Origin of the sequence: Rhodococcus sp. SMB37, from assembly GCF_004345605.1 — a bacterium.
In the GTDB taxonomy this organism is placed as follows: domain Bacteria; phylum Actinomycetota; class Actinomycetes; order Mycobacteriales; family Mycobacteriaceae; genus Rhodococcus.
Genome location: NZ_SLVY01000006.1, coordinates 188462 through 213277, shown reverse-complemented (window position 1 = coordinate 213277; position 24816 = coordinate 188462). Strand labels below are relative to the sequence as shown.

General features: G+C 63.0%; 15 protein-coding genes and 3 pseudogenes. 12 read left to right on the top strand and 6 right to left on the bottom strand.

Translation table 11 applies throughout. The features are described from left to right. Positions 1 to 58 precede the first annotated feature (58 nt). Together EV641_RS12440 and EV641_RS12435 are read right to left on the bottom strand one after the other, a co-directional pair. The gene (locus tag EV641_RS12440; RefSeq protein WP_132472042.1) at positions 59 to 985 is read right to left on the bottom strand and encodes a peptide transporter; all 927 of its coding nucleotides are present in this window, start codon (positions 983 to 985) and stop codon (positions 59 to 61) included. Next, positions 985 to 1692 carry a ParA family protein gene (locus EV641_RS12435; protein ID WP_132472041.1) on the bottom strand — a complete coding sequence of 236 codons (708 nt, stop codon included), beginning with the start codon at positions 1690 to 1692 and terminating at the stop codon, positions 985 to 987. Before EV641_RS12435 ends, EV641_RS12440 begins: the two co-directional genes overlap by 1 nt. Positions 1693 to 8181: 6489 nt before the next feature. On the opposite strand from EV641_RS12435, the gene EV641_RS29760 reads away from it, so the two are divergent. Continuing rightward, positions 8182 to 8568 (top strand): Lsr2 family protein, encoded by a 387-nt coding sequence (locus EV641_RS29760; protein WP_241997141.1) that lies wholly within the window; start codon positions 8182 to 8184, stop codon positions 8566 to 8568. Between the two features lie 437 nt (positions 8569 to 9005). Continuing rightward, positions 9006 to 10067 carry a hypothetical protein gene (locus EV641_RS12420; protein ID WP_132472039.1) on the top strand — a complete coding sequence of 354 codons (1062 nt, stop codon included), beginning with the start codon at positions 9006 to 9008 and terminating at the stop codon, positions 10065 to 10067. A gap of 509 nt (positions 10068 to 10576) precedes the next feature. Here EV641_RS12420 and EV641_RS12415 read toward each other — a convergent pair. The 3 genes and pseudogenes from EV641_RS12415 to EV641_RS12405 all read right to left on the bottom strand — a co-directional run bounded on the left by EV641_RS12415 (position 10577) and on the right by EV641_RS12405 (position 14187). Then, positions 10577 to 11527 (bottom strand): phosphatidylserine/phosphatidylglycerophosphate/cardiolipin synthase family protein, encoded by a 951-nt coding sequence (locus tag EV641_RS12415; RefSeq protein WP_132472038.1) that lies wholly within the window; start codon positions 11525 to 11527, stop codon positions 10577 to 10579. A 192-nt stretch (positions 11528 to 11719) separates the two neighbouring features. Further along, a pseudogene (locus tag EV641_RS12410) lies at positions 11720 to 12175 on the bottom strand (RES family NAD+ phosphorylase); the annotation flags it as partial. Between the two features lie 782 nt (positions 12176 to 12957). Then, positions 12958 to 14187 carry an IS256 family transposase gene (locus EV641_RS12405; protein WP_132472164.1) on the bottom strand — a complete coding sequence of 410 codons (1230 nt, stop codon included), beginning with the start codon at positions 14185 to 14187 and terminating at the stop codon, positions 12958 to 12960. A 102-nt stretch (positions 14188 to 14289) separates the two neighbouring features. On the opposite strand from EV641_RS12405, the pseudogene EV641_RS12400 reads away from it, so the two are divergent. Beyond that, positions 14290 to 14469: pseudogene (locus EV641_RS12400) on the top strand (integrase core domain-containing protein); the annotation flags it as partial. Between the two features lie 430 nt (positions 14470 to 14899). On the opposite strand, the pseudogene EV641_RS12390 reads toward EV641_RS12400, so the two are convergent. Continuing rightward, a pseudogene (locus EV641_RS12390) lies at positions 14900 to 16104 on the bottom strand (IS4 family transposase). Between the two features lie 814 nt (positions 16105 to 16918). Between EV641_RS12390 and EV641_RS12380 the strand changes: the two are divergent. The 9 genes from EV641_RS12380 (at position 16919) to EV641_RS12340 (ending at position 24592) form a co-directional block, all read left to right on the top strand. Then, positions 16919 to 17137: a hypothetical protein gene (locus tag EV641_RS12380; RefSeq protein ID WP_132472035.1), complete on the top strand. Its 219-nt coding sequence runs from the start codon at positions 16919 to 16921 to the stop codon at positions 17135 to 17137. A 612-nt stretch (positions 17138 to 17749) separates the two neighbouring features. After that, positions 17750 to 18961: a helix-turn-helix domain-containing protein gene (locus EV641_RS12375; RefSeq protein WP_132472034.1), complete on the top strand. Its 1212-nt coding sequence runs from the start codon at positions 17750 to 17752 to the stop codon at positions 18959 to 18961. Between the two features lie 121 nt (positions 18962 to 19082). Then, the gene (locus EV641_RS12370; RefSeq protein WP_132472033.1) at positions 19083 to 19568 is read left to right on the top strand and encodes a hypothetical protein; all 486 of its coding nucleotides are present in this window, start codon (positions 19083 to 19085) and stop codon (positions 19566 to 19568) included. Between the two features lie 93 nt (positions 19569 to 19661). Further along, on the top strand, positions 19662 to 20591 hold the full coding sequence (locus tag EV641_RS12365) for a DUF2637 domain-containing protein (RefSeq protein ID WP_132472032.1): 930 nt from the start codon (positions 19662 to 19664) through the stop codon (positions 20589 to 20591). A 130-nt stretch (positions 20592 to 20721) separates the two neighbouring features. Next, positions 20722 to 21192 carry a hypothetical protein gene (locus EV641_RS29470; RefSeq protein WP_199233229.1) on the top strand — a complete coding sequence of 157 codons (471 nt, stop codon included), beginning with the start codon at positions 20722 to 20724 and terminating at the stop codon, positions 21190 to 21192. Continuing rightward, positions 21149 to 21367, top strand: a complete 219-nt coding sequence (locus EV641_RS12355; RefSeq protein WP_132472031.1) for a hypothetical protein — start codon at positions 21149 to 21151, stop codon at positions 21365 to 21367. Before EV641_RS29470 ends, EV641_RS12355 begins: the two co-directional genes overlap by 44 nt. A gap of 249 nt (positions 21368 to 21616) precedes the next feature. Continuing rightward, positions 21617 to 21901, top strand: a complete 285-nt coding sequence (locus tag EV641_RS12350; protein ID WP_132472030.1) for a hypothetical protein — start codon at positions 21617 to 21619, stop codon at positions 21899 to 21901. Further along, entirely contained in the window at positions 21898 to 22410 is a 513-nt protein-coding gene (locus EV641_RS12345) for a hypothetical protein (RefSeq protein WP_132472029.1), read from the top strand. The genes EV641_RS12350 and EV641_RS12345 overlap by 4 nt, the downstream gene beginning before the upstream one ends. After that, positions 22403 to 24592, top strand: a complete 2190-nt coding sequence (locus EV641_RS12340) for a hypothetical protein (protein WP_132472028.1) — start codon at positions 22403 to 22405, stop codon at positions 24590 to 24592. The genes EV641_RS12345 and EV641_RS12340 overlap by 8 nt, the downstream gene beginning before the upstream one ends. Positions 24593 to 24816: the final 224 nt, after the last annotated feature.

Sequence of the window (24816 nt, the reverse complement as noted above, 5' to 3'; positions counted from 1 at the left end):
GCCAGCCGGCGGGAGACCGGCTGGTTGGCGGCATCATCTGTTCAACGTCCGAATTCTGTTAACCGAGTTCGAGTGCGTCGATGAGCTTCCGCTGCTCGTCGCTGGAGTAGTGCTGGCGAACTGCGGCTGCGAGTACTGCCGGATCGACTCCCAACTTTTTGAGCGCCTGAACCACCTTTTTGGCCGGTTCCGCCCCCGTCGGCTTTTCTTGCTGCTTCCGTTCAGGAGCGTCCGTCTGAGGATCATTCGGTTCTGGTTCAGCTGTTGCTTTGTCCGGGTCCGGATTCTGGGCGGCTTCCCAGGCAGCGACCTGTTCTTCGAGAGGGACCTTGGCGAGAGTACGTGCGTGCCGGACCGCGAGATCACCTGCGCGGAGCGCTGCTTGGAGTTCGGGGGCGAGTTTCAGTAGTGCGCGGCGTTGGGACACCCATCCTTTGGAGCGTCCGAGTTTTGCTGCTGCCGCGTCGGCGCTCCCGAACTCCTTGACCATGAGTTCGACAGCCTTCGCCTCTTCGACAACGTCGAAGTCTCGGCGATCGATGTTCTCGCTGGTGGCAGCCCAGAGGACCTCTCCCCGACTGGCGGCGATGCTGTCTCGGACAACGACATCAAGTCCTTCGCGCCCGTATTTGACTGCTGCGGCGAGACGTCGGTTGCCGTTGACAACGACATACTGTGCTGTGCCGATCTCGGTTTCGTCTTCGGGCCACAGCTTGAGCCATGCGGCGCGACTGACAGCAGTTCCTGGCTGCAGCTGTCGGTCGGTGATCGTTGCGAGATCAGACAGGTCTCCGACTTCGTCACGGGGGTTGCGGGGGTTCGCGACAAGCTGCTTTACGGGGACATCAGCCATGAACTGGCCATCGACGGGTTCGGCGTCGACGGTCTTGGGGCTGGTGGTGGTTCGCTTACGATCGACCGGTGAGTTGTCTCCTACCGCTCCGACCAGTGAAGCGAAGTTCGCTCGCCCTCCCTTGGGGGGCATCAGCGGCCGCCGTCCGCGAGTTCGAGGCTGAGCTTGTAGAAGTCCTCTCGCGCCTGTAGGGAGACACGGTTGGCTTCGTATTCGGTGACGACGCGGCCTTCAGCAGCTGCTCGTGTGTGAACCTTGTAGTGCCGCACTACAGTTCGCGCAAGGGGCCAACCATTGGCTTGAACGAACTCTCGCGTTTGCTCGAGGTCGACCTTGCCGTCCCTCGGATCCCAATTGTTGACCACGACAATGAATTTCTTGCCTAGGGGCTCGAGAACCTGCTTGATAGTACGGGCGGTCGGATCAAAGCAAAGCGGTTCGGGTTCGATCGGGACGATAACAAGATCAGCAACGTCGAGGACTGCGCGGAGCGCGTCGCCTGAGGAGCCGGCGCCCAGTACGTCTGTTCCGTCGTCGTTGCCGGACAGGTCAATCCAACCCGGGGTGTCGACGTAGACGTGTTTGATTCCGGGGAGTTTATCGAGGTTGCGGAGAACCTCGAGATTGTCGTGGACCTGGTCGATGAGGAACGGGAGTTCCTCTACGCGTGAGGCCCACCAAACGGCGGATCCCTGGGGGTCAACCGAGATCGCCGCGACCGGCGATTGGACGTCGTCGTCACCCGATGTGAGAACGTCCGCTTTCACGGCCGCAAGATTCATTGTGAGGGTGGACTTTCCGACTCCACCCTTCTGGTTCAACATGACATGCACAGTCATCAGTTACCTCCGTATGCTTCACCCCTCCCGGGGCTACTTCGGACTTCACCACCACGTTCTAATCGAGGCGGTGATTGCGCCACCACTACTGTAATCGGTGCGAGACCAAGTTTCGCGGATTGCGCTCTCCGTACAATAGACCCACAGAGGTCTATTGAGCAAGAGGAGGGCGTAAGATCACCGATCATGGTCCGCTACCTGACGTTGCACGAGCTCGCTGATCGTGTCGGCATCACCTACAACACTGCGAAAGGGTACCTCCGCAAAGGCGTTCTGCCAGAGCCAGATGCAACGATCGGGCCGAAATGTGGGTGGCTTGCACAAACTGTCGATGAGTGGATGGAGACGCGCCCCGGACGCGGACGGTGGGGGCGTGACGACGCTCCCCCTCACTGAGCTTCGCCTCGTCAACTTGCAGAAATTATCTGAGCAATTCGGCGTGTCATCTACACCCTGACACGAGGCGTTATGATCGCCGATCTCAGGTAGACACCACCGCAACATTACGACGACCAGGCACTCACGCCTATTTCGTCACAGTGACAAAATGAGCGGGGCGCTGTACTCGTCAGTTTCGGTGCACATTCCAGACCTTGCGTATATAAGTATAATAATTACACTTATATTTGGCTTCACACGGCTAGAAATTTCTCAGGCGAAGCACTCACTCGACCCACGAAGGGCGATCTTCCGTCATGCCGGGTGAGGCCCATGGGTGCTTCGCCGTGAGCGAATTGCTTCGAGGAGCTTGAGGCTTTGCTGCGAGAGATCGCCGAGCTCCCACATTCCCCGGATATCCCAGCACAGCCATGTATCTGGTCCACGCAGTTTACCGCGGTAAACCATCGAGCTCGTGTTCGAGCGCCGCGACAGGCAGCGGCGAAGGAAGCCGCGGGAAGCGAGTGAGATTTCGGGTATCCAGTGCGACAAGTCGAAGTAGCCCAAGCACTCCCCTCCCCCAGGATCCCGCCTGCGCATCATGGTTCCCGGACTGAAGAATCAGAACAATGCAGACGCTCTGAGCGACACGGAGTGCTACTTGTGTGGTCTTTCGGATGCATTCGTGGGCCGACTCGGTTTCAGTATGGAGAGGTCAATAGTCACGAACATACTGGTAGTCGGTCGCCGATCCCGCCCGCCGATATGGCGCGCCTCGAACTCTTCTGGCGTAGCCATGAAGGTCGCTCGAAGCATCCTGGTCTTCGGAAGGGCAAGTAGTGACAGGGTCGGGCCCTCAATTCGGTGACGGCCGCCAGGTATCGCATGGCAAGAAACTGCCTGGCAACGGCAACCGACGTCTCGCGGCAGCAGTCGTCTGATCGATGGACTGGGCGATGAGAGTATCAACTCTCGGGGACAGTCACTGAACACCCAAGCTTGGATCGATTATCGATCAGCTCGACCGAAGACAACGACGCTCCCCTGGTTTACCGCGGTAAGCCCCTACTTCAGGACTCTGCCGACGGAATAGATTCCGGCGAGAGATCGGGATGGTCGAAGCAGGTGTGTTCGCGTCGAATGCATACAGAGATGCCCGATCCATTTGAGCCGCTGGTACAGCTTCGGCTCTGGTTTACCGCGGTAAACCAGAGTGATGTGAGGAACTGTGCTGGTTAATCTCGGTTACCCGCCGACCGGACGAGGGACCTTACCGCCCCTGATTTCTTGCGCAGCTGGGCCAGCGGGGCGCTCCCCTGGTTTACCGCGGTAAACTACAGCACAAGTAGCGACATAGCTCGCTCGCGATCGGCATCGTTTCCGGCATTGAAGTCTAATGATCCGCCGGGTGTTCTACAGTTCTGAACCGTGCCGCTATCCACCTTGCTGCCCTTCACTGAATTCTCATCGGCGGGCGTTCCCGTGCAGATTCGCAGACATTTCGGGAAGCGTTCGATAGCGACAGCAGCTAGATCCGGCTACACGCAGCAAGGGCCCGCTTCGCCGCACGAACAACTCTCCCTCCGAAGCCCGACGGTTTACCGCGGTAAACCGCTACCTACAGCCGCGGTGCACTCTCGCCTTACTGCGCCCAGTGGGATCTGGAGACTCTTGCTGGCGGTGTTTACCGCGGTAAACCACAGAACCTTCATCCAGGGAATGGCGCTATCCTCGTGTCAGTTCAGTTCGTGACGGACCAAGCGTGACTTTGAGCATCGAGATGTCTGGCGATAGTACAGCGGTTTACCGCGGTAAACTTCCGGAGATCGCGAACGCATCTCTTGAAAATCCGAGGACTGAAGCTTGTAGCGCGGACGCGTTCGCGTAGTCCGAAGGAAATAGCCGGCAACAGGGGAGTGTCCTGGTCTCGCTCAGCACCGAGAGAGAGGCAGCCGACGTAAGCGAACGTACCGGGACTTGGTTGGCCCCGCACTGAGATCGATATGGTTTACCGCGGTAAACCAGGACTTCACAGTCTGCTTCCACTGTTATCGAAGGACTAGTCGGTGGTCGAGTGTAACCAGCGCAGACTCCGATCTTCGCGTTTCCGGCAGCTTGCACTCAGCCTCTTGCGCCGATCGTTATCGACATTAGATCGTGCCATACCCTGCATCGGTTCACACCTCGCCGAGTTTGCGGGTCTGACCAAGGTTGTTTACCGCGGTAAACCACGCCGACCGAACGTTCAGTGCCGACGAAGACGGGGCTGGAACGCAATCCGATTTCAGCTTCGCCCACTGCGGCCTCGTCTATAGCGGGGGAGTGCGCCGCAAAGTTTGGCTGGTTACCGCGGTAAACCAGCGCGGCAATTAACGTCTTCTCCCGACAGCAGGGTGCGGGAGCTCTGGAGGATAGCGGATGTGCCCTACGTTAACCGTTTGTTTACCGCGGTAAACCAGCAGTTGGCTAGCTCAGCAGGTGGCGCTCAGGGGTTTCGACGCTCTCGACCCGCGCCTTAGTGACGTCTGGTTACCGCGGTAAACAGACGTCTCATATATCTGAGTGGGAATTCTCGGCGCACGGTCAAGTCTTTGCGGATCTACCTGCGCGCCTCCGGGGGAGTGGTTTACCGCGGTAAACCCGACCCCTCATCAGCCGGAGTCCGAAAAGCAAGGCCCCCACGCAGATAACTTGATCACAGTCCGACCTCGGAATGGTCACAGATCTCGCGCGTCAAATGCCGCACGGCCGACCCACCGTAGTGGGGGTATCGTCAGGTTCACCTGAGGAATTCGGGTAGTACACGACTCCAAACATCTCTCAAGATCCAATTTCTGCGGTTGCGCCGCGCCGTTGGCAGGAAAGTACTTGTCGGATCCTTCGCATCGAAGCATCCCGAGTGTTCTCCGAGGCTACATTCGCATCGCGACTGGATGCGATCATCGCAGCAGTGTGCCGTTCGTAGTCACTTCGGCGTTTGGCTTCCGCCGCGCGCTCAGAGGGGGATGGCCCAGACCAGTCGATTCGAGCGAGGCGCCAATGTAGGAACTTGAGTGGGTTCTCAAGGGCGTCGGCTCGGGGCCATGTCCACCCACGTCGTTGGGTGTCCGCAGTGAGGGTTCTTGCGATATCTTGACCAGTCCATCGAGTCGTATCGACAGAATGGGCCCTGAGAGCGTCGCAGACTGACCCGATGTGCCTTTTGGTGTCTAGTGCCGGGGCGAGTGAAACTAGGGCGGCAGCGGCCTTTTGGAGGCCGATTGGTCGGGGCTTTGGGCTGGAATTTGAAGAATTTTCTCCCGTGTACGCGCGCGCGCGCGTTGTTATGTACTTCCTAACGGAAGTAGAAGTACTAAAAGCAAGAGCAACAGATTGGGGGCCATCGTTGCCGCGTTGTGGATGAAGTGGCGGGGGAGGGGTGCTCGCGGGGGCCGGCTTCTCGTCTGCGAGTGTCGTTGAGGAGCTGGCTGGGGGGTCTTCAGGAACGACGACCGACTTCGGGGAGATCAAGGCCCACACGCTGGTTGCCTTCACTTGTGTACGTCCGTGGTGCGCTTCGGCTGCCCATTGTTCGATCGTGCGAAGGTAGCGTCCCCTGACCATCTCGTGGGCCATGCCGAGTTCGGAGAGAACTCGTCTGGCGCGTTTGAGGACGGTGATGGAGACGCCGGCGCGCTCGGAGAGTCGATCTCGTGACGCTGTGACCCGGCGGCCGGTGCGTTGGTCTGCGACAGCAGCCATGCTTACTGCGACGGCAAATACGCGTTCGGGATCGATATTGTGTCGTCGACAGAGTTGAATTCCGTCGTCTTTATTGAGGACTTCTCGAACTTGGCGTTGCCATGGAATTCTGCCGGACCAGATGGGTGTGCTCGATTGCAATTCTGAGGGCACGGGAATTGACCAAGTTCGGCCGCGTTGATCGCTTTCGGAATTAATTCTTTCGATGCGGTCTACATTCTCTTTAGCGCGCGCAGCGGCATTCGAATAGGCGTTATCGGTCGCCGCTATGCAGTGATGGGCAGCGCTCGTTGTCTGAGCGGATTCGGATGCTTCGCGGCGTGTCGTTGTCGCTAGTGTTGTTTCTTCTTCAGGGCATAAGCTACCCTGAGACGTACCAAGCACGGTAAGTCCCTTCAAGAGAGCGGAGCCTACCGAGTGTCGGTAAGCCCTGATGGGAGCAGTACTTGGAGGCGAAGAGGCGACTTCGGCTTCATGTAGAGCGCTAACGGGGTGACAACTAAATACGGTTAGCTGCACTACAACTCGATGAACCTGGTCAAGGATTCACGAAATGACAAGCCCCCGAAAGGGGGTTTTGTCATGTACTGCTCTCTAGAATATGTATTTGTTACTCCTCGGTAAGTTATCTTCTCCTTGTCCTGGATGGATATTGCTGACCGTTATTCCACCACACCGCTCGGCTGTGATGGTGCAGCGACCCGCAATTAATTTTGGCGTGTCAGAATCGGCGCATCGGCCAGTCCGGAAGATATTCATGCGACTCCTCGAGAAAGTGTCCGCACGATAGCTCTGAGCCAGATCGAGCACGCCCGAGACTTCAAGTTCGACGCACCAGTCGCTCATTCCCTGCAAATACGATGTCCGTATGCGACACCGCGGGATCGTTGATCGGGCACACCCCTGCGACCATGCCATCGAGATGATCGGCGAACCCCGCTGCTTCGAGGGCAGGCGCGCTGCTCACCCGGTACATACGCTGGAAGCGTCGCCTCTTGCCGCGGCAATGGCTCGTGGAATCTTGATCGGCCCGGTCCACAGCATCGCCGCAAATGCAGTGTCTTTGGTGGCCTGCCGCTCCTGGACGGCGAGTAGGGCCTGTTGGACTCGGTGCGGAGAATCCGCCGCGACCGGGTACCTCGTGGTCGCACATCCTCAGCATCGCTGAGCGCTACGACTTCGAAGTGCCCCGCCAAGGCAAACAGTCCGATCTCGCCGGTGCTCTTGCCACCGTCACGAGCCTCGCTGGCACTCCGCACGCTCATTGTCGATGATTCGCTGCTGTTACTGGCGACTTCACCGACGTTGCGGATATGGGCAGCCATTGCCGGCTTTCTCGAAGCCGGGTTGAGTCGGCGATGCGGCTCCAGGCGATGCTCGCTTCGCCACGAGGGTGCTGTCGATGCTCATGGCGAACATGCTGGGCAATCAGGTTCGCCACGCAACGACCGTGGGACTGTGCTCGATACGCCCGCGATTCTTCACAACCTGAAAGTGTTGCCGCAGAGGGTAGCCGCGCTTGACACTCGCGTCGACCACTGGATCGAGGGGAGGGGTGAACACTTGCCAGATACTTCGATCGGTGAGCGCGATGTTCTCGTAAGCTGGTGGACACATCCGTCGCCGGTACTCAACGGCCACGCTGGTTCACAGTCCATGCCCGAACGAAGTCGTCCTCTATTTGGTACACGCTGGTGCAAACACATCCGCACGAACCCGTGATCCCACATCAACGCTCGGGCAGCAGTGATCCCGTAGGCAGCGACTTTGTCGGAGCACTCAACGACGTGCACGTGTTTTCGGCCAGGGCTGGTGAGCGGAACGCACATATACGGCAGCCGTATCGACTCCTCGCGGGAGTACCTCGCGACCTCCACTCAGGCTGGCGTGCCACGAGGTGCCTTCGAGGGCTGTAACGATGCTCAGGCCGCAGCAGTGTGTGGTCTGCGGCCGGGCGGCGGCTGGGATGGTTCGTCGGCAGCTGAGCAGGGCGCGGCTGGCGGCGCTCTCGGCGCGTGACTTTGGTCGCTCACTCACATCGTGCTGCGACCGATTTTCGTTCGGTTCCGATAGGTCGGTCGGCTCATCGACCTCCAGTTCGTCTGCCACTGCCGAGCACAGGCCGATGCTGTTCGCTCGATGCCACTTCCTTCCAGGTCACGACAGCACTCGGCCGCCAGCACCATCGGCTGTTCATGGCCCTCCTGCGGGCAGGCGCGGAGACCCCGAACTCGCACATGTTTGCTCAGGAGTCAGACTGAGGGCGCGGGATCGACTGGCTCGGTGTGCCGCGGCCACGATGCTGCTCCGGTGCCGTCGGTGCTCTACGGTGGTCATCGCCCTCAGTGGCGGCGTTACAGGAGGTGTGCGGTGCAGAAGGAGATCGTCGAGTACTTCGACGACCTCGACGGAAGACCGATCGACGAGGGCTTGGCCCAGACGATCAGATTCACCGTCGATGACGTCCAGTACGAGATCGACCTGCGTCCTGCGCACGTCGAGCAGTTCCGAGCGGATATGGCGCGGTGGATTGCTGCAGCTCGCCTGGGCGCTCGGGACCCGCATTCGGGGCGCACGCGCCGCGCCACCGCGACCGCGGTGCCGTCGATGGGTGCTGGTGCTGGTGCTGGCCGGGACCGGTATCAGCTTGCTGCGGTCCGTGACTGGGCGAGAGGGCAAGGTATCGCGGTCAGCTCCCGCGGCCGGGTTTCGCGCCGTGTGCTCGAGCAGTTCGACGCTGCCCACGCCGTCTACTGATGAGGACATAGTGGTCTTTGCTCGGCACAAGCCTGGTGCCTGTGCGGTTCACGTGACCACGGGTAGCTGCACTGACCCAGGCGTCTCGACTGTGCGATCACCATGTCACCACTGTCGATGAGGGCACGCTCGCCGACATCACGAGGGTGAAGTTTTGCATCCACGTCGGCGAACACAGTTATGAGCCCTCGCCGGTATGCGGTGATCTCTGTGAATGCCTGTCCTCGTTGACTTTCTGTGATCTGCACGTCCAGCAGCACGAGCGAAATCGCTCACAAGCTTCGGTTCAGTGACTGGTCGACCGTGCCCTTGCCCGACGGCGCGCAGCATCGACCGGTCACCCAGACCTGAACCGGAACATGACTCTAGGCATGCGAGTCCGAGCGATTGGATACGGTGAACACAGTCCACCCAACCGACGAAGGACAGAGGCAGGCGTGGCGGGAACGAGTGACAGGCCACTGTTGATACGGGACGCCAGCACCGACAGCTCATGGTCGTCCCCGGAGATGACGGCGTACACCAACGAGGACCACCTTCAAGCGATCATCGCCGACGCACCACATCGCGTGCCTGGTGTCCCCGAAGGTGCCCTGGCCCTGCGAGAGCTGTCCACATCCGCCGGCCCTGCCGACGTGTGCATTATCGACTCGAACGGCGAGATCACCATCGTCGAATGCAAACTCGCCTCCAACTCCGAACGCCGACGCATGGTCATCGGCCAAGTCCTCGACTATGCCGCCGCGATCTGGCAGGCCGGTGCCGAGGCCTTCCAGCGGCAGTGGTCACGTCAAGGCGGCCCGGACCTGTCCGAACTCGACGAGGGTAGCCGCGATCAACTCGACCGCAACATCACCGACGGCCGGATCCACCTGTGTCTGGCCGTCGACCTCATCGACGCCGATCTGCGTCGCCTCGTCGAATACCTCAACCTCGCCACCCGCGACGACGTACGCGTGACCGCACTGCAACTGACCTACGCCCGGCACGGCACCGTCGAAATTCTTGTCCCGTCCACCTACGGCGGCGAGATCGCTCACGCCAAGACCTATGCCGCGCACCAGAATGATAAGTGGACCAAGGAATCCTTCCTCGACGCGATCACCTCACCATCTGAACACGCCATCGCCGAGCGGCTCTTCACGCTGCTCGATGACCTCGACAAACGACTCGGATCCCACGACGATTTGTGGTTCGGCAATTACGGGCAAGGAGGAGTGTTCTTCCACGTTTACGGGCTGCGTTTCGCTCCGATTCAACTGTGGGTCAACAAGGTCGGCCAGCTTATGGCCTACGGCAACTGGCGCCAGTACACGGCAGTGTGCGCACATTCCGGATTCGCCGAACTTGCCCGCTTCGTCGATCACGACCACGAAGGCGTCATGAAGGACTTTCCCGTCGCGGATATCGACATCGACCGACTTTGGGCGATAGTGCTTCGCTGTGCCCGGAAGATCAACACTCCCGAACCTGCGCCTCAAGCGTCACTGCTCGGCTAAAAAATGGTGAAGACACGGATTCTGTGTCCACGACCCACGTTCGACACCCAGGGGGGTGAAGGATCCTGCGGGCGTCGACGTCAGGTGTTTTGCGGTGAGGTCGGTGGCAGGGCTGAGTCTTGGGTTCCGATGGAGGATCGCGCCACCTCATGAGCCGGAGAAATGAAAATGATAGTTAACTAACGAATTAAAACGACCCGAGGTTAGTGATGGCGCGAGCGTCCACGTCGCGAACGCTTGGATGGGAAGCGCTGGTTTACCGCGGTAAACCAGCCCGCCTCGCTGGCGCTCATGTCATGTGACGAAATGGGCGGGGGTGTTCCGCCCGTTGCGATGTCCCTGCCTGTTGATCGAGCTTGCATGCCTTCTCGGCTGATCCGGGATTGCCAAGCCGGTTGCAGGGCGTCACCTGTCGGTGATGCACCTGCAAGGCGCCCATGCGGCAGGCGTTGTGGTCGGTCAGTATACTTGAGCGTTGCGGGATCGCTTGATAGAAAGCGTTATTCAGGTCACAAGTTCCACAGGCGTAGAAGTGCAGCCCGCAGGCCGGGGGAGATGATGCGGTGATCGGTGCGCAGTCTCGGGTTGGGATGACCGAGGTCAGCGAGTGCCTTTTCGGCGTCGGGTACCGGGAGTGGGTCGAGATCGGCCCGGGTGCGCAGCTGGTAGGCGATCGCGTGGCGGGTGTGCGGGATCGGAATCGGGTCGGAGTGCACGACTGCCGGTGGATGGATCCACGTGTTGTCGGCGGTGACCTGGATCAGCACATCGCCCGGCCGGAAGTGGTCGCGGTCTGTGGGGGTGTCGAGACGTAGCAATTCGAGCGGGTAGCTCGTCGCTGGTCCTATGGTGTAGCGGCCGGGGTCGGTGTGGTCCACGAGCTCGTGATTATCGGCCCTTGGGGTGTATTCGATGATGTGCCGCAAAAACATTCGCGTGATAGAGGTGGGGAGGAAGTCCGGTGCGGCGCGGCGCTGGGCGCCAATTCCGGGTAGGGGAATGGCTCGTCCTCTCTGCCAGATGGCGGTGGCGTTGTCGAGAAACACGTTGTCGACTTCAGTGAGGTCATCGAGACTCTCGACGAAGCGGCGGGCCGCGGCGAGAGCGTCGGAGTCGTCGGTGATAAGGGCGGCTTCGTCGGCGAGGGTGGAGCTGCGGGAGGCGCTGACCGGTCCGAGAATCGCGCAGTCGGGGGTGATGATGACGCCGGTGTGCAGGTTCGGTGTGGACAGCACCCGTACCCCGCTCTTGACGAAATGCGCGAGGGCGGTGGGGGAGGTGGCGTGGGCACGTAGTGCAGCGCGGGCGGCGTTGACGATCAGAATGTCGCCGGCGCGCAGCGGTAGCAGGTCGGGTGCGGTGTAATCGAGGTAGGCGATCGCGACGTGTCGGGGTCCCTGGCCGCGGAGAGCAGTGGTGATGTGCGGCCAGGGGTTGGGTGCGTGGAAGCTGGTGCCCATGGTGGGCACGGTAGCGCGTCGCGGCCCAAACTTGGACGAGTGTCGACGGCCGCCTTTGATATGCAGCAGTGACCTGTCCCGTTGAGTTCGGTCTGACTGCGGAGGCTGGGGCGCCACCTGCCGGAACCAGTCTCCGCCCGCACCTTTTCCCGCCGTAGGGAATCCCCTACGACTGGTTGCTCGAGGTTCGCCTCAGAGGACGGTGGCGTTGTACGCCGCGAGGTGAGATCGGACCAGTTCTACCCCGGCCCTGTCATCGAGCGTGATCGGACCGTGGGACACGGCCATCAGATCACGTAGCCCCACGCCGGCATCGGGGGTGATCGTCATAACGACGGAGAACCTGTCCTCATCGTTGCGTGTCCGGTACTTGATCCCGAGAATCCCGTCGGTCCCGCGGAGGATGGCTGCCGCCCAGTCGCGGGTGGTCCGGTAGTCGACGGGGTCGCATTTCGTCAGCCAGGTGTCCTGTCCGATCGCCGCCAGATGTGCGCCGTGGGCCGACGCGACCGGGATATCGTCGGTGACCGTGATCTGGGAGAGGACCCGGCCTGCCAGTTTGGCCTTTCTCAGGATTCTCGGAACGTGGTCATCCAACGGTAGCGACCGGCAATAGGTTTCCGCGATGCAGGTGGATATGTCCTCCCCGAAATAGCTGTAGTGGTACGATCACGGCAGCGATCTGTGCAGCTCGGCGCCCGTTCCGCCCGAGTCGAACCGCCCGCCACCTCATGGATCCCGACCGCGATCGCGACCGCCGTGAACCACACCCGCACCGCCTTGAGTCGCCCGGCCATCGCCCGCAGCCAGCCCCGCACCGTCGAGGACGGCACCCCCGTCCGGGCGGCGATCGACCGATGCCCGAACCCAGGGCCTTGGCCACCAACGCCGCGAACACCAACTCCGCGAGATACGCCCGGCGCAGCAACAACGACACCGGCAACAGCACATGCGTGACCCCACACGAGCGGCAACGGGCACGTCGCGGACGTACCCGAGTATCGGTCCCGGCGATCACGCGTGGGCGGGCATACTCCCAGCCGCCGAGCAGCCCGGCCCCGCAGCCCGGACAGCCGATCCCACCGGCCGCCAGGCGGGATTCGACGCGGACAGGATCGACCTCTACCGTGACCATCGATGCCTCTCGCATCACGGCGACGCCCCCGCGAGAATCTGCCAGGATCACGGGCGGGGGCGCCGCGCAACCGTCAGTTCCTCGTCACACTGACGGTGCAGACGATCACGATCAACCCCACCACGCACCCGACCTACCCCATCGGCATCGAGCCCGACGGCCCCCACCTCGTCGTCACCCAGCGAGACGGTCAACACTTCGCAATCATCTTCAGGACACACCAATGCTTTGGCGGAGTCGTTCTTTCAGAATTTGAGGGAGTGTCCGATAAACGGTGGATCCGGCCTGGCATCGGTTAGTTGATGCGTCCTTCGAAAGTGATCGCGAAGGCGTTCAAGGCAGGCTTCCACCTCATCGCCCATCGTGCCCTACCCCGGCCGGTGGGGTCCAGCGCCCGGGTAGCGAGATAGAGGCATTTCAGAGCAGCCTGCTCGGTCGGGAAATGCCCACGGGCGCGGATCGCACGCCGGTAGCGGGCATTGACCGACTCGATCGCGTTCGTCGAACAGATCACCCGCCGGATCTCGACGTCGTAGTCGAGGAACGGCACAAACTCCGACCACGCGTTCTCCCACAGTCGGACGATCGCCGGATACTTCGGCCCCCACTTGGTGGAGAACTCGACAAACCGTTCCTTGGCCGCAGCCTCCGTCGGGGCGGTGTAGACCGGCTTGAGATCGCGGGACATCTCGTCCCAATGCTGGCGCGGTGCGAACCGAAAAGTGTTGCGAATCAGATGGATAATGCAGGTCTGCACCACCGCCAACTCCCACACCGTGTTGATCGCCTCCGGCAAACCTTTCAACCCGTCGCACACGACGATGCACACATCAGCCACTCCACGGTTCTTGATCTCGGTGAGCACCGCCAGCCAGAACTTTGCGCCCTCCCCGCCGTCGCCGGCCCACAACCCCAGGATGTCGCGTTCGCCGTTGACGGTGACCCCGATCGCGACGTAGATCGGTCGGTTGGTGACCTGCCCGTCGCGGATCTTGACGTGAATGGCGTCGATGAACACCACCGGATACACCCGATCGAGGGGCCGGTTCTGCCATTCGGTCATCTCCTCGAGCACCTTGTCGGTGATCCGGGAGATGGTGTCCTTCGACACGGATGCTCCGTAGATATCCTGAAAGTGCGCCGAGATCTCGCCGGTGGTCAATCCTTTGGCGCTGAGCGAGAGCACGATCTCGTCGATGCCGGTCAGCCGCCGCTGGCGTTTGCGCACGATCTTCGGTTCGAAGCTCGAGTCGGTGTCCCTCGGGACGTCGATCTCGACCGGGCCGATTTCGGTCAGCACCGTCTTCGATCGGGTGCCGTTGCGGGAGTTGCCGCTGCCGCGTCCGGCCGAGTCGTTCTTCTCGTAGCCGAGGTGCTCGGTCATCTCCGCATCCAGTGCGGTTTCGAGCACGTTCTTCGTCAACTGCCCGAGCAGTCCGTTCGGGCCCATCAGCTCGATGCCCTGCTCCTTGGCCTGGGCCAGCAGCTGCTGCGCCAACTCCAGCTGGTTCACCTCGTCCGCCATGGGCTCCAGTGTTTCCGTCACGGTCGATCCTTCCCGCCAAGCTCGCTGCTCGGCGTGTCAGGCCAACCCGGATCCACCGTTATTCAGACAGTCCCGAATTTTTTGAAGCGTGAATGGCTGCATGGCCGTGCCGCGATGTCGAAGGCGCGGACGCGTCTGGAGTTGTTCGAGTGGTTGTCGTATTACAACCGGCGACGGCGTCATTCCGCGTTGGGCTATCTGCTGCCGTTCGAGTTCGCACGACGATTGACCGCATCGGCTGCGTTCGCACTCGCCGCATGAAATCCGGTGTCCACTCTCAAGGGGCAACCTCATGCCACGTCAACGGCCTCAGGTTAGAATGTGTCTGTCGCGCCCACGCGGGGATCGCTCCTCACCAAACGCCACGCGGGCGCGCGCGGGCGAAGTCTGCCCCGCACATGCGGGGAGCACTCCACTCCACTTCACTGATGGCGGTGGCGATGTTGCCGGCGTCCGCCCCGCCCTCGCGGGGACCTCCTTTAGGGACAATACAGTTCAGTTAGGTGAGGTCACTGTGCATACCGCCGTGTGAGTGGGTTGCGGATGATGTTGGTGGTGTGAGCGTTTGGCTGCCCACTTGAGGACTTTGCGTTTGACCACGCGGGGGTTGGATCGTGGTCGGCGAACCGGGTTGAGGCGGCGCAGGAGTTTGTCGATGGCGCATCGCCACAACACCGCGACGGCGTCACGGTCATGAGGGGGGAAAAGCGTTGTGCGACAGCGATCGACGGGTGATCCGCAGGGCAGCGACGAAGGACATCCGGTCCGGGTCGTGCCCGCCGGCGCGGGCGGCGTCGAGCATCAGGGTGCGGATCGCGTAGTGACAACACAGGTGTTCCCAGATCTCCTGCAGAACCAGACCTGGCGATTGCGAGCGCAGCACCGCCCGCGGCCCGCGCTGATGGGTCTTGAGCTCGTCGAAGGTGTTCTCGATCTCCCACCGCTGCGCGTAGGCGAAGGCGAGATCGGCGGCGTCGGCCTGCTCGGGATCGAGGATCGTGGTCAGCAGGCGGTACTGCTCGGGGTTGTCCCGGCCGTCGTCGAGGGTGTAGTCGATGACCCGCACGGTCAGGGGTTTCTTCGTGCGTCGGTCCGGTCCCGACGTCGGGGCGATCTCTGCCAGCCAGGACCCGTCCGGCAGCGTCTGCACGTGCCGCGGCCGCAGGTTCGTCTTGACCCGCCACAGCAGGTCCGCGCCGGTCGCGGCGGCCCGGGACCACAGCTCGAAGCCGTAGAAACCCCGATCGGCAAGGACCAGCATGCCGGGTTCGAGCCTGTCGACCAGCTCCCTCGCCGCCGCGATCTCCGAGGTGGTGCAGGGGCCGACGACCGCATCGAAGAGGGCGTGGGTGCCGCATTCGGCGACCGCGACCAGGCGGGCCTGCGGGTACGCGGACTTCTCACCTCGGGCCGAGCCCGGCCGACCGAAGTGCTCCGCATTGGCCGGGGTGTCGGGCAGATCCAGGCAGGTGCCGTCGAGGGCCACCAGTCGGCGGCCCGCCAGCCAGGACCCGGGCGTCTCGTCGGTCGCGAGTGGACGGGCGGTGCGGGCGAACAGATCCCGGACCGGCTCGTACCCGAGCCGCGCTCGTGCCTGGAAGATCCCCGATTTCGAAGGGGCCGTCCATGATTGCGACCATCCCGACGACCAGGACAATCCGTCGGTCAACGCCGCGAACACGTCCTCGTAGGAGCCTTCCGAATGCAGCGCCATCCCGATCGAGAAGTACGCCATCACCCGCGCCGGCAACGCCCGATGCCGCTGCTCGGTGCGCCCCGCCCGGCGATTACCTCGTCGACCACATCGGCAGGAAAGACCCTGGTCAACAACCCGACCGACACCAGGTCCGACAACCGACGATCCGATTCCGGTTTCACCCATCCAGTACGAGGCACGCCGACACGATACCGTATACGTCACTAACTGAACCGTATTGCCTTTAGGGATAGATGGTGACAGATAGTGTCACGCAGCCTGTGTGGCTGGCGTGGTCATCTCTAGGCCCTCGGCGATCGCCTAGTCCCATGAACGGACCGCGGCATCCAGGGCACGGGATCGGCGGCGCGGTCCGCGCGGGTGGGACCAGCCCAGCCGTTGCCGCGGCCCTTGCGCGCCATCTCCGAGAGGTTATGGGACTGGGTGCCGGCCATCACATGACCCCATCCGACTTGACCACCTACACCTAACGCTTCCCCCACCCCACCCCCGTCCGCCGCGGTTCCCGCCGGCGAGACGTCGACGCGGACACAGATGGGGTTGTCACACAGGTGCATCGCGACACCGCTGCCCGGGAGGTGCCCGCCGAGAGCGAGGGCGAGGGAGTACCGGTGGGGACGGATGATGCGTTCGACGTGTCCGCGGCGGATCCACCAGCGGCCGTAGCCGTCGTCGGCGATGGCGCCGGATCAAATCCAGCAGTCCAGTGAACCGGACCTCGGACGACGTGGGACCAGAACCGATCCTGCTCGGCCTGGTCTCCGACGGTCAACGGCTCACTCATGCGTCGGCCGCCGCCGTAGGCGGAGTGTGAGAAGTGCTGGCGAATCGAACGGCATCGCGCCCATTGTGGCGGTCAGCGGTGACAACTCGAGACGCTAGATGGAAGCGTTAGGTGGTCGAGTGTTGGTGCGCCCCACGCTCGGCGCCTCCCTTCCTTGGTGCCGCGGTGGGATCTGATCTGATTCCAGGAGCGAGGGGATACTGGCAGATATGGCAGGTCATGAGCAGCCCCCAACGCGGGAGGACGCCGGCGAATACACCGATAGGTTGCGGCGGATCCTGCTGCGAATCCCCGATGGGCGGGGACGCCGGATCTCGACGGACAAGGGCTGGTACCCAATTATCGCCCGACTCGACGAGGAGCTTGCAGCCCTCGATCCGGAGTATCAAGTGCTGCGGGTCAAAGAGAAGTTCGGGGGACTGAGATAGCACTTTCGCACCGACATCGACGAGCTTCGAGGACCGATGAACGATCTTGTCGAGGCTGCGGAGACCGCCGCAGAGCACACCTGCGAGGAATGCGGCAATACCGACGTCGAAGTGCGGCTGCGTACCGATTCTCGCTGGTGCAAGACTCTGTGCAATCGGTGTGCGGACCGGCGTCCTGACCGCACACTCCGCCCCACATGACCACGACTGCGCTGCTGGGTTCAGAGCCCAGCCACACTGTCGCTATCCCCATATAGGCCGAACACCTCCCTTAGATGGATGATGTCATCCATCTAAGGGAAGTGTTCGGCCACTTGGGAAGTCGCCCGATTTGATAGAGCGGCGCGTCGTCCGCCGGTGTCGATCCGCCCGGATATGATCGACTGGTCTGCGGGCCAGGGGGACGCCACACCCTGTCAAGCAGAAACCCCCCAGCCGCCACAGCCGGGGGGTTCCGAAATTCAGATGCTGCGCCCTTACGAGCTGCAGGCCATCCGCCCATTCAGTGGATAGCTTACAGGCCTCGGATGACACAAGCGCCACTTGGCGGCCGTGTCGTTCCCGATGTGATTGCAGTGGCAGGGGTGCACGGACGGGGGAAGGACCCGAACCGTGACCGAGACCCATCAGACCCCCGATTCGATCCGCTACGCCTGGCGCCGGGCATTGAATCGCGACTACAGGCTCACCGAGGCCGACCGCCGTGTCCTGCTCGAGCTGGAGTCCTACGCCAACCCTGATGGCACCAACGCCCACCCCGGCAACGAGCGCATCGCCGCGCACCTGGCCACCGGCCCGGGCGGCGACCACATCTCACTCTCAAGCGTCGAGCGCGCCCTACGGGCCGGTCGGAAGCTCGGCTACATCCTGCAGACCAAAAAGGGCGGCCGACGCAAGACCGGCGGCGAGGTCGTCAAGGCCGCGAGCGTCTGGCGCCTGACGATGCCCGCGCCCGTCGAGGCAACATCACCCGTCACCCAGATGACGGGTGATAGCGAGGATGGCGACGGCATCACCCGTCAAACGACCCCACATCACCCGTCAATCGAGGCCACACCACCCGTCAGAGCTATGACGGGGTACCAGTCCCTTAACCACCAGTCCAATTCAAGAGATAGAAGCTCTACCGGCGCGCAAGCGCGTCGGCCCGAGAAGATGTCTTCCGATTGGATGCCGGCCGAGACCCACCGCCGCATCGCGGCCGAGGCCGGTGTGAACCTCGAAGCGGCCGTCCAGGCGATGCGCGAGTGGTCGTACGACTACGGCAAGCGGGCTGCCAGCTGGGACAAGACTCTGGGCGCGTGGATTAAGGCCTGCCGAGCAGGCGATGGCGCCGGAGGCCGCTGGGATGGCATGGACTACGCCGGTGTTCTGATCCGCCGCATCGCGGCCGAGGCTCCCTCGGGTGCTACCCAGGTGGCCCCCGAGACTGTCGAGGCCCGCGGGGGCGGCTACACACCCTCGGCGGTCGTCGAGGTCGAGCTGGTCGAGGGCACCGCCCGCCGATGGACCTGGACCAGTGACCCCGCAGTTTTCCCCGCACCCGCGGACCTCGAGGCCGACCGCGCCGAGGTCGCCGCCCTGGTCGAGGCCTACGAAGCACCCCGCGCCGCCGAGGTCGAGGCGCAGCGTCGCGGACACATTGCCCGCAAGGTCGCTACGAAGCTTGGGGGGATTCGGGAGCGTGAACGGTCCGCCGTGGCGGACGGTATTGACGCGGGTGAGACCGTAGACGACATCGTCGACGCGATTCAGGCGGCACGGCGTGACGCAAAGCATCGGGCCATGGTCGAACTGGCCCGCGCCGCGGGGCGAGTTGCCTGAGCGGACCCCGTTCTCAGCTTCACGTTCCCGCCGGCGAAGGCGGACGTTTCCTCGTTCGCGTCCCGGGTGAGCGCCACAGGGGTGATATATATGCAAACCGTACATATAAATTCGGCTTTATATGCAAAAGATGCAGATAAAATCGATGGTTGAGAGTCGTATCAGCACGACTAACGAAGGGGAGGACGACGTGACACAGGAAAAGCCTTGGCCTGTATCCCGGATCTTGAAGGTGTCCGGATTCATCACACTGGTGGCGACTGTGCTGCTGGCGCTGAATGCTGGCAAAGAGTGGATTCCCTTCGGGATCTTTATCTGGGCGGTGACCTTTTGGTTGATCGAAAAGGCCACCATGGGGGCGAATGCTGCGACAGAACGGGCAGCTGTCGAGCAGCAGGCTGTGGCCGAACAGGAGCGTGCCGACCAGCTAACGCTCGAGCGCGCTGCGGCCGAGCAGGCTGCTCGGGACGCCCAGATGGCTGCCGCAGCCCAGGAGGCGGAGCAAGCGCGAGTTGCGGCGGCCGAAAAGGCAGCTGACCAGCTTCTATTCGACGACTTGGTGCAGGAAGCGCACCGGCAGATCGCTGAGGAGCGTCGGGGCGAGTAGTGCGTCCGCCTTCATCCACATACAGAGAGAGGCCCCACCGGCTGGTATCCGGCAGGGCCTCGGCGACCGGGACCACTGAAAGGACACCCGATCATGACCGACCTTAACGTCCGCGCAGCACAGGTCCGGCTCTACGGCCTGGTCAGCGCGATGTTCCTCGCCATCTTCGCCGCGCTCGCCATCACAGTGGGCGCGTTCGCGGTCAGTTTCGCTGTGCAGCGGGACCTCGCGCACACGGCGATGCTGCCGCCCGATCTCGCGTGGATCATCCCCGCCATCGTCGATACGACGATTTTCGTCTCCACTGTCTGCGTCGTGGTCCTGAACAAGATCGACGGCAACGCGGCAGGGCGAAACTTCTTCGTCTTCCTCGCGTGCGCTGTGATCGCTGTGTCCGTTTGGAGTAACGGGTACCACGCCTACCATGCCGCGACCACGGCTCTCCGTGAGATCGGGGCGGGCGCCGACCTCGGATTCGTCCCATTGGACCCGAGGCTCGCCGTCTCGATCTCCGTCATTCCGCCGCTGCTGGTCCTGGCCTGGCCCCACGGGGTCGGATTGGTCATCAAGGCCATCGGTGACGCCTACGCCGACTTCAAAGTGTCCGTTGCAGCAACGTCGGCCGACGGGGCCGACGTCGTGCGCCCGCACCCTTCGCAGGCCGGTGCAACACGGGCCCGCGTTGCGCACGACGTTGCTCCTGCTGCGCCGGCACCGGCAACGTGCGAGGTCAGCGCGCGCAATGAGGTGCTGACAGTCGATGACCTCCTCCGGTTTCTCGACCAGGCCGACCCCGACCTGATCGTCAAAGAAACGGCGCGAGTGAAGATCGGCGACCCCGGTATGCCGTTCGCTGACCTCGCCGCCGCAACGGGCGCCAAGGCTGCCTCCACCGCGTTGCGCCGGTACAAGAAGGCCGAGGCGGCTGCTCTGGCGGCAGGCTTCACGATCCCGCCGCTGCCGGACCTGGATGAGTCCGCTCTGGCAACGGAAGTCGACAGCATCGCCCAGCCTGTGGCGTAGTGCAGGCCACTGTCCCCGGGCGCCCGGCTTCTGTTGCCGGCGCCGGGGACAGTCGTTTCATCACCTACGGCTCCGGCGTCGATCCCGGCGTCGGTCCCGGTGTCAGAAACGACCGATTGAGACCTGATCCGTGGACGCTCTGAAGCATCGACGTTTCCCCAGGGGCCTGCTCGCAACGAATCCGAAGCCCTCGCCCTGGGTCGATGCGCTCGCCGATGTGCGCGACCTCCTGCGCCGCTCCGAGGAGCCGCTCCGCCAGGTCACATGGCATGTCGGGCATCTGGACATGCTGCCGCTGACCGCTGGACGTCGAACGCCCGGCACGGACGCCTACGAGCAGGGCCGCGCCGCCGGGTACGCCGAGGCAGTCGAGCGTGAACGCGAAGACGATGCCACCAGCGCCGACGACGCCGGGACGTGGTTCACGGCGACGCCGGGGCAGGCCGACGTCGACACCTACGAGACCGGCTTCCTGGCAGGGTTCGCCGCGTACTTCGAGGTCGGGCGTGAGCGCGCAGCAGTGGCACCTCGTCACCCGCGACGGAGACGCTCTCACCTTGACTGGCGAGTGGGAGGACGTCGCCGCCGAGTTCGGCCGTGACGCTCTGTACCGGGCGGACAGCAACCTCGCACCGCACGGACTCGGCCGCGTCTGGACGAACGGGGGGCAATGCACGACCGCGGTGGTGATGCGGGCTGCGCCGACTCCCGAGACCATCGCCTACGTGCTGCGCCGCGCCGGACTGGATGGACACGACATGACACGCCCTGAGTGACAGGCTCGGGCGCCGTCCTTCTTTCTAATAGGGAGCCGGTCGGAATCTGCACATCCCCCTCACACATCAGGATCCTGAAAGCGGGGGTGTTGCGGGCAAAAATCTGTAATTCACCCAATTAAAAAGGGGTCTATCTATACTAAATACAGATATAAGCGGGAAGGCGTGAAAGCTGTATCTGCACGCTGCAACGGAAGGGTAGTGGTTGGCATGGGGCGGTATCGAGCGCGTAGTCCAGAGGAGATCGCGATGGGTCGGGTAGCCGCGCAGGCGGCGATCGCGAAGACAGCGCAGGAGCTGAAAGAGCGGTCGGCCGCGCTGCTCGACTCGGTGGACCCGGCGGCGCCGTTCTCGATGGACGTGGCGGCGCAGACCGCTGAGCTGTTCGTAGTGATGGATGAGGCGACGACCAAGGTGCGTCGGGAGATCGTCATGGTGCTGGCGGGCGTGTACACGCATGAGGAGCTGGCGGTGGTCGTGGGCATGTCCCCGTGGTGGGTCGGCAAGGTGCTGCGGGAGGCGGGGAAGCCGTGAGGACTGCATTTGGTGAGGTGGATGCTCTGGGGCTGGAGGGGTTGCGTCAGCTCGCGGGGCAGGTGGGCATCCTCCGGTGGACGGAACCGCCCGCCCAAGGGTTCTGGGAGTTGGTCCTCAATGGTCCGCCGGAGCGGTCCTACACGGGGTGCCTGCCGGTCATGTACCAGCGCATGGTCGGAGACACGGACTCGGTGATCATCGAGTGGGAGCTGCTGGGACCGAAGGCGCATCAGGCGGTGCTGTCGAGTGTGGCGGACCAGCTGCTGACCAGCTTGCGAATCAACCGGGTGCTGAAAACCGAGCGTGTAGATCGGTCAGCGCGAGTCATTCGAATCCTGACCAACGATCGGATCGAGCACTATCCGGCCGAGGAAGTGCCAGGTCCTCCGATCCCGGATTCCCCGATCGAGTTGCGCTCGCACCGAGCAACGCGCCCTGCCACCCTGAAGCCCGCCGAAGCAGGCCGGTGGAAGGTGGCTGTCCGGCAGGAGGCCGACCGTGGCTAAGAATGACGACTTCCTCGCTGCGCTGCAGGCACGCCGGGCGCAAATCCAGAAGCAGCGAGCGCCCGAACCGACGCCCGAACCTGTGCCTGCGATGGAGCCCAGTACAGAGCCGGAACCGCAGGTCGAGCCCGTGCGACCCACAGCCGCGCCGGAACCGGAGCTCGACTGGCAGGTCGAGGACCTGCCACCTGAGCCCGAACCGGCTCCGGCGACTCCGGCCGTGGACTGGTCAGTGCGTCTGACGACCGCGCACCAGGATGCGTTCGATCCCGATTCTCCGATGCGTGTGGCCGGCGGCTGGTCCGATCTCGGCGGCGATCTGACCGCGACGCTCCAGGCGCTCGAATCGCGGCTGCTCACGGCACCGGAGCAGGCATCGGAAGCTGCTCATGCAGCGTGCGAGCAGATCGCTTCCCCGCTGCTCGACAAGCTCGAATCGCGAGTGGACGCCGTGTCGATGGCCTGGCTCTCGGTCATCGAGGCCGACTGGGCACCGCTGTTCGCCGAGCCACACCTTGCGGAGTCCACCTCACAATCGGCGGCGTGCCTGCTGAGCCAGGCGCTGCGTCCGGCGATCGCGCAGGCACAGTCGGTGGTCGATGAAGTGGCTGGTCTCGCCGCCCGGCTGGCGACCTCGCATCCCGACCTGGCCGACCCGTGGAAGGCGCTCGCCCGGGATCTGCGCGGCCGGTTTGCGGCGATCGCAGACAAGGCAGAAGAGGTCGGGCAGCCGGGATCTACCGCTCACACTCTCGCACGGGCACGCGTGCAGGCCCATTCGCGGCTGGCTGCAATGTCGCCGCAGGAGCGTCAGCACGCAGCACGGGAGGCTGTCCTGCGCCGCATGTCACCGGCCGACGCTGCCGCTGTGCGCGCCGCGGACATAGCCGCAGAGGCAGCAGCGAAGGCGAAGGCCGAGACCGAGGCTGCGGTGACCGAGTGGCGCACCATTGCTGCTGATCTGACTCAGCAATATCCGCTCGTACGGTCGATCCTCACCCGTGGCCACCGCCCGGTGACCGAACTGCTCCGGACTGCCGGCTTGGGTGTGAAAACAACTTCGACCAGGAAAAACCGGGACGGCTCGACCACCAAAGTGGTGTCCGAGCAGCTGCCGACGCTCGCCGCGATCGCGGAGGTCACCGACGGGATTGAACTCGAGTTCACTCCGCTGCCCGGGCAGTCGATCGCCACCTGGCAGTCCGCATTGGGTGTCCTCGGTGTCGAGCTGGGTCTGACCACCCTGACTGTGGAGCAGCGGGGCCGCCGCGTCGTCGTGGCGACCCACGACGCAACTGCACCGGAGATGCCGACCGCGCTGGTCAAGGGACGTCCGGTGTCGTACGACGCGGTCACCGGCCGCTCGTACCTGGGACAAACAGAAGCGGGAGCGGCCGCATGGATTACCTGGTCCGGAAACTCCGGGGTAGTGGTCGGAGGCACTCCAGGGTCCGGCAAAACGGCGTCGATGCTGCCAGTCTTCGCTGGCATGGCTGGGCGTGCTGAGCTGCATATTTTCGACGGAAAAGCGAGTTTCGACCTGGAACCGCTGCGGCCGATCGCGAGGACGTTCGATCGCAGCGGCGACATCGACGGACCGCTCGCCGATGCGCTTGAGCGGGTCGATCAGCTACGAGTCACCCGGGCGGAAGCGATCTACAAGCGCACCGGTATCTCGAATTTCTGGGACGTCCCGCTGGAAAAGCGCGAGGAACTGGAGATATATCCGGTCGTGGTGGTGATCGACGAGTGCCAGACCTGGCTGGACATCTCCGGCATGGACAAGGAGGAGCGCACGATTTCCTCATCCATTGCCAAGGGGGTACGTCAGATCGTCCAAAAAGGCCGCGCATCCGGGATCGTTGTCGTTCTGACCACGCAGAAGCCGACCAGCGAAAGCATTCCCACAGTCATCCGTGACAACGCCGGGGAGCGGATCGCATTCAGGGTGCTGACACGAGCGGCAGGCACGGCAGTCCTTGGTGAGCAGCCTGAGGGCGCTCCGCGACCCACCGAGATCCCCAAGTCGACGAAGGGCCGCTGCATCACAGCGACGGAGGATGGCGGAATGGAGCTCGCGCAGGCCATCTATGTCGCGCCCCGCGACGTCACAGCAGCACTCGCCGATGGGAAGCCGGTTCCCGACCAGCTCGCTGTCGCGCAGCGTCTGCTCGCGTCCTGACAGCAGGGCTGTTCGATTTCTCCTGTCCGGCGCGGCCCCTACAGGGGCCGCGCCGGACAGGTTCCTTCTAATACGGGTGTGGTTTGAATTTGCACAACGCCACGATCTGCTTACCCCCTCGGTTTCTGGGTTTGATGAGCAAGAAATCTGCATTCAATCCATGTAAACTACTGTGTATCTACACGATATGCAGATAATGTCTGGGTGGTAAAGATGGCGGTATC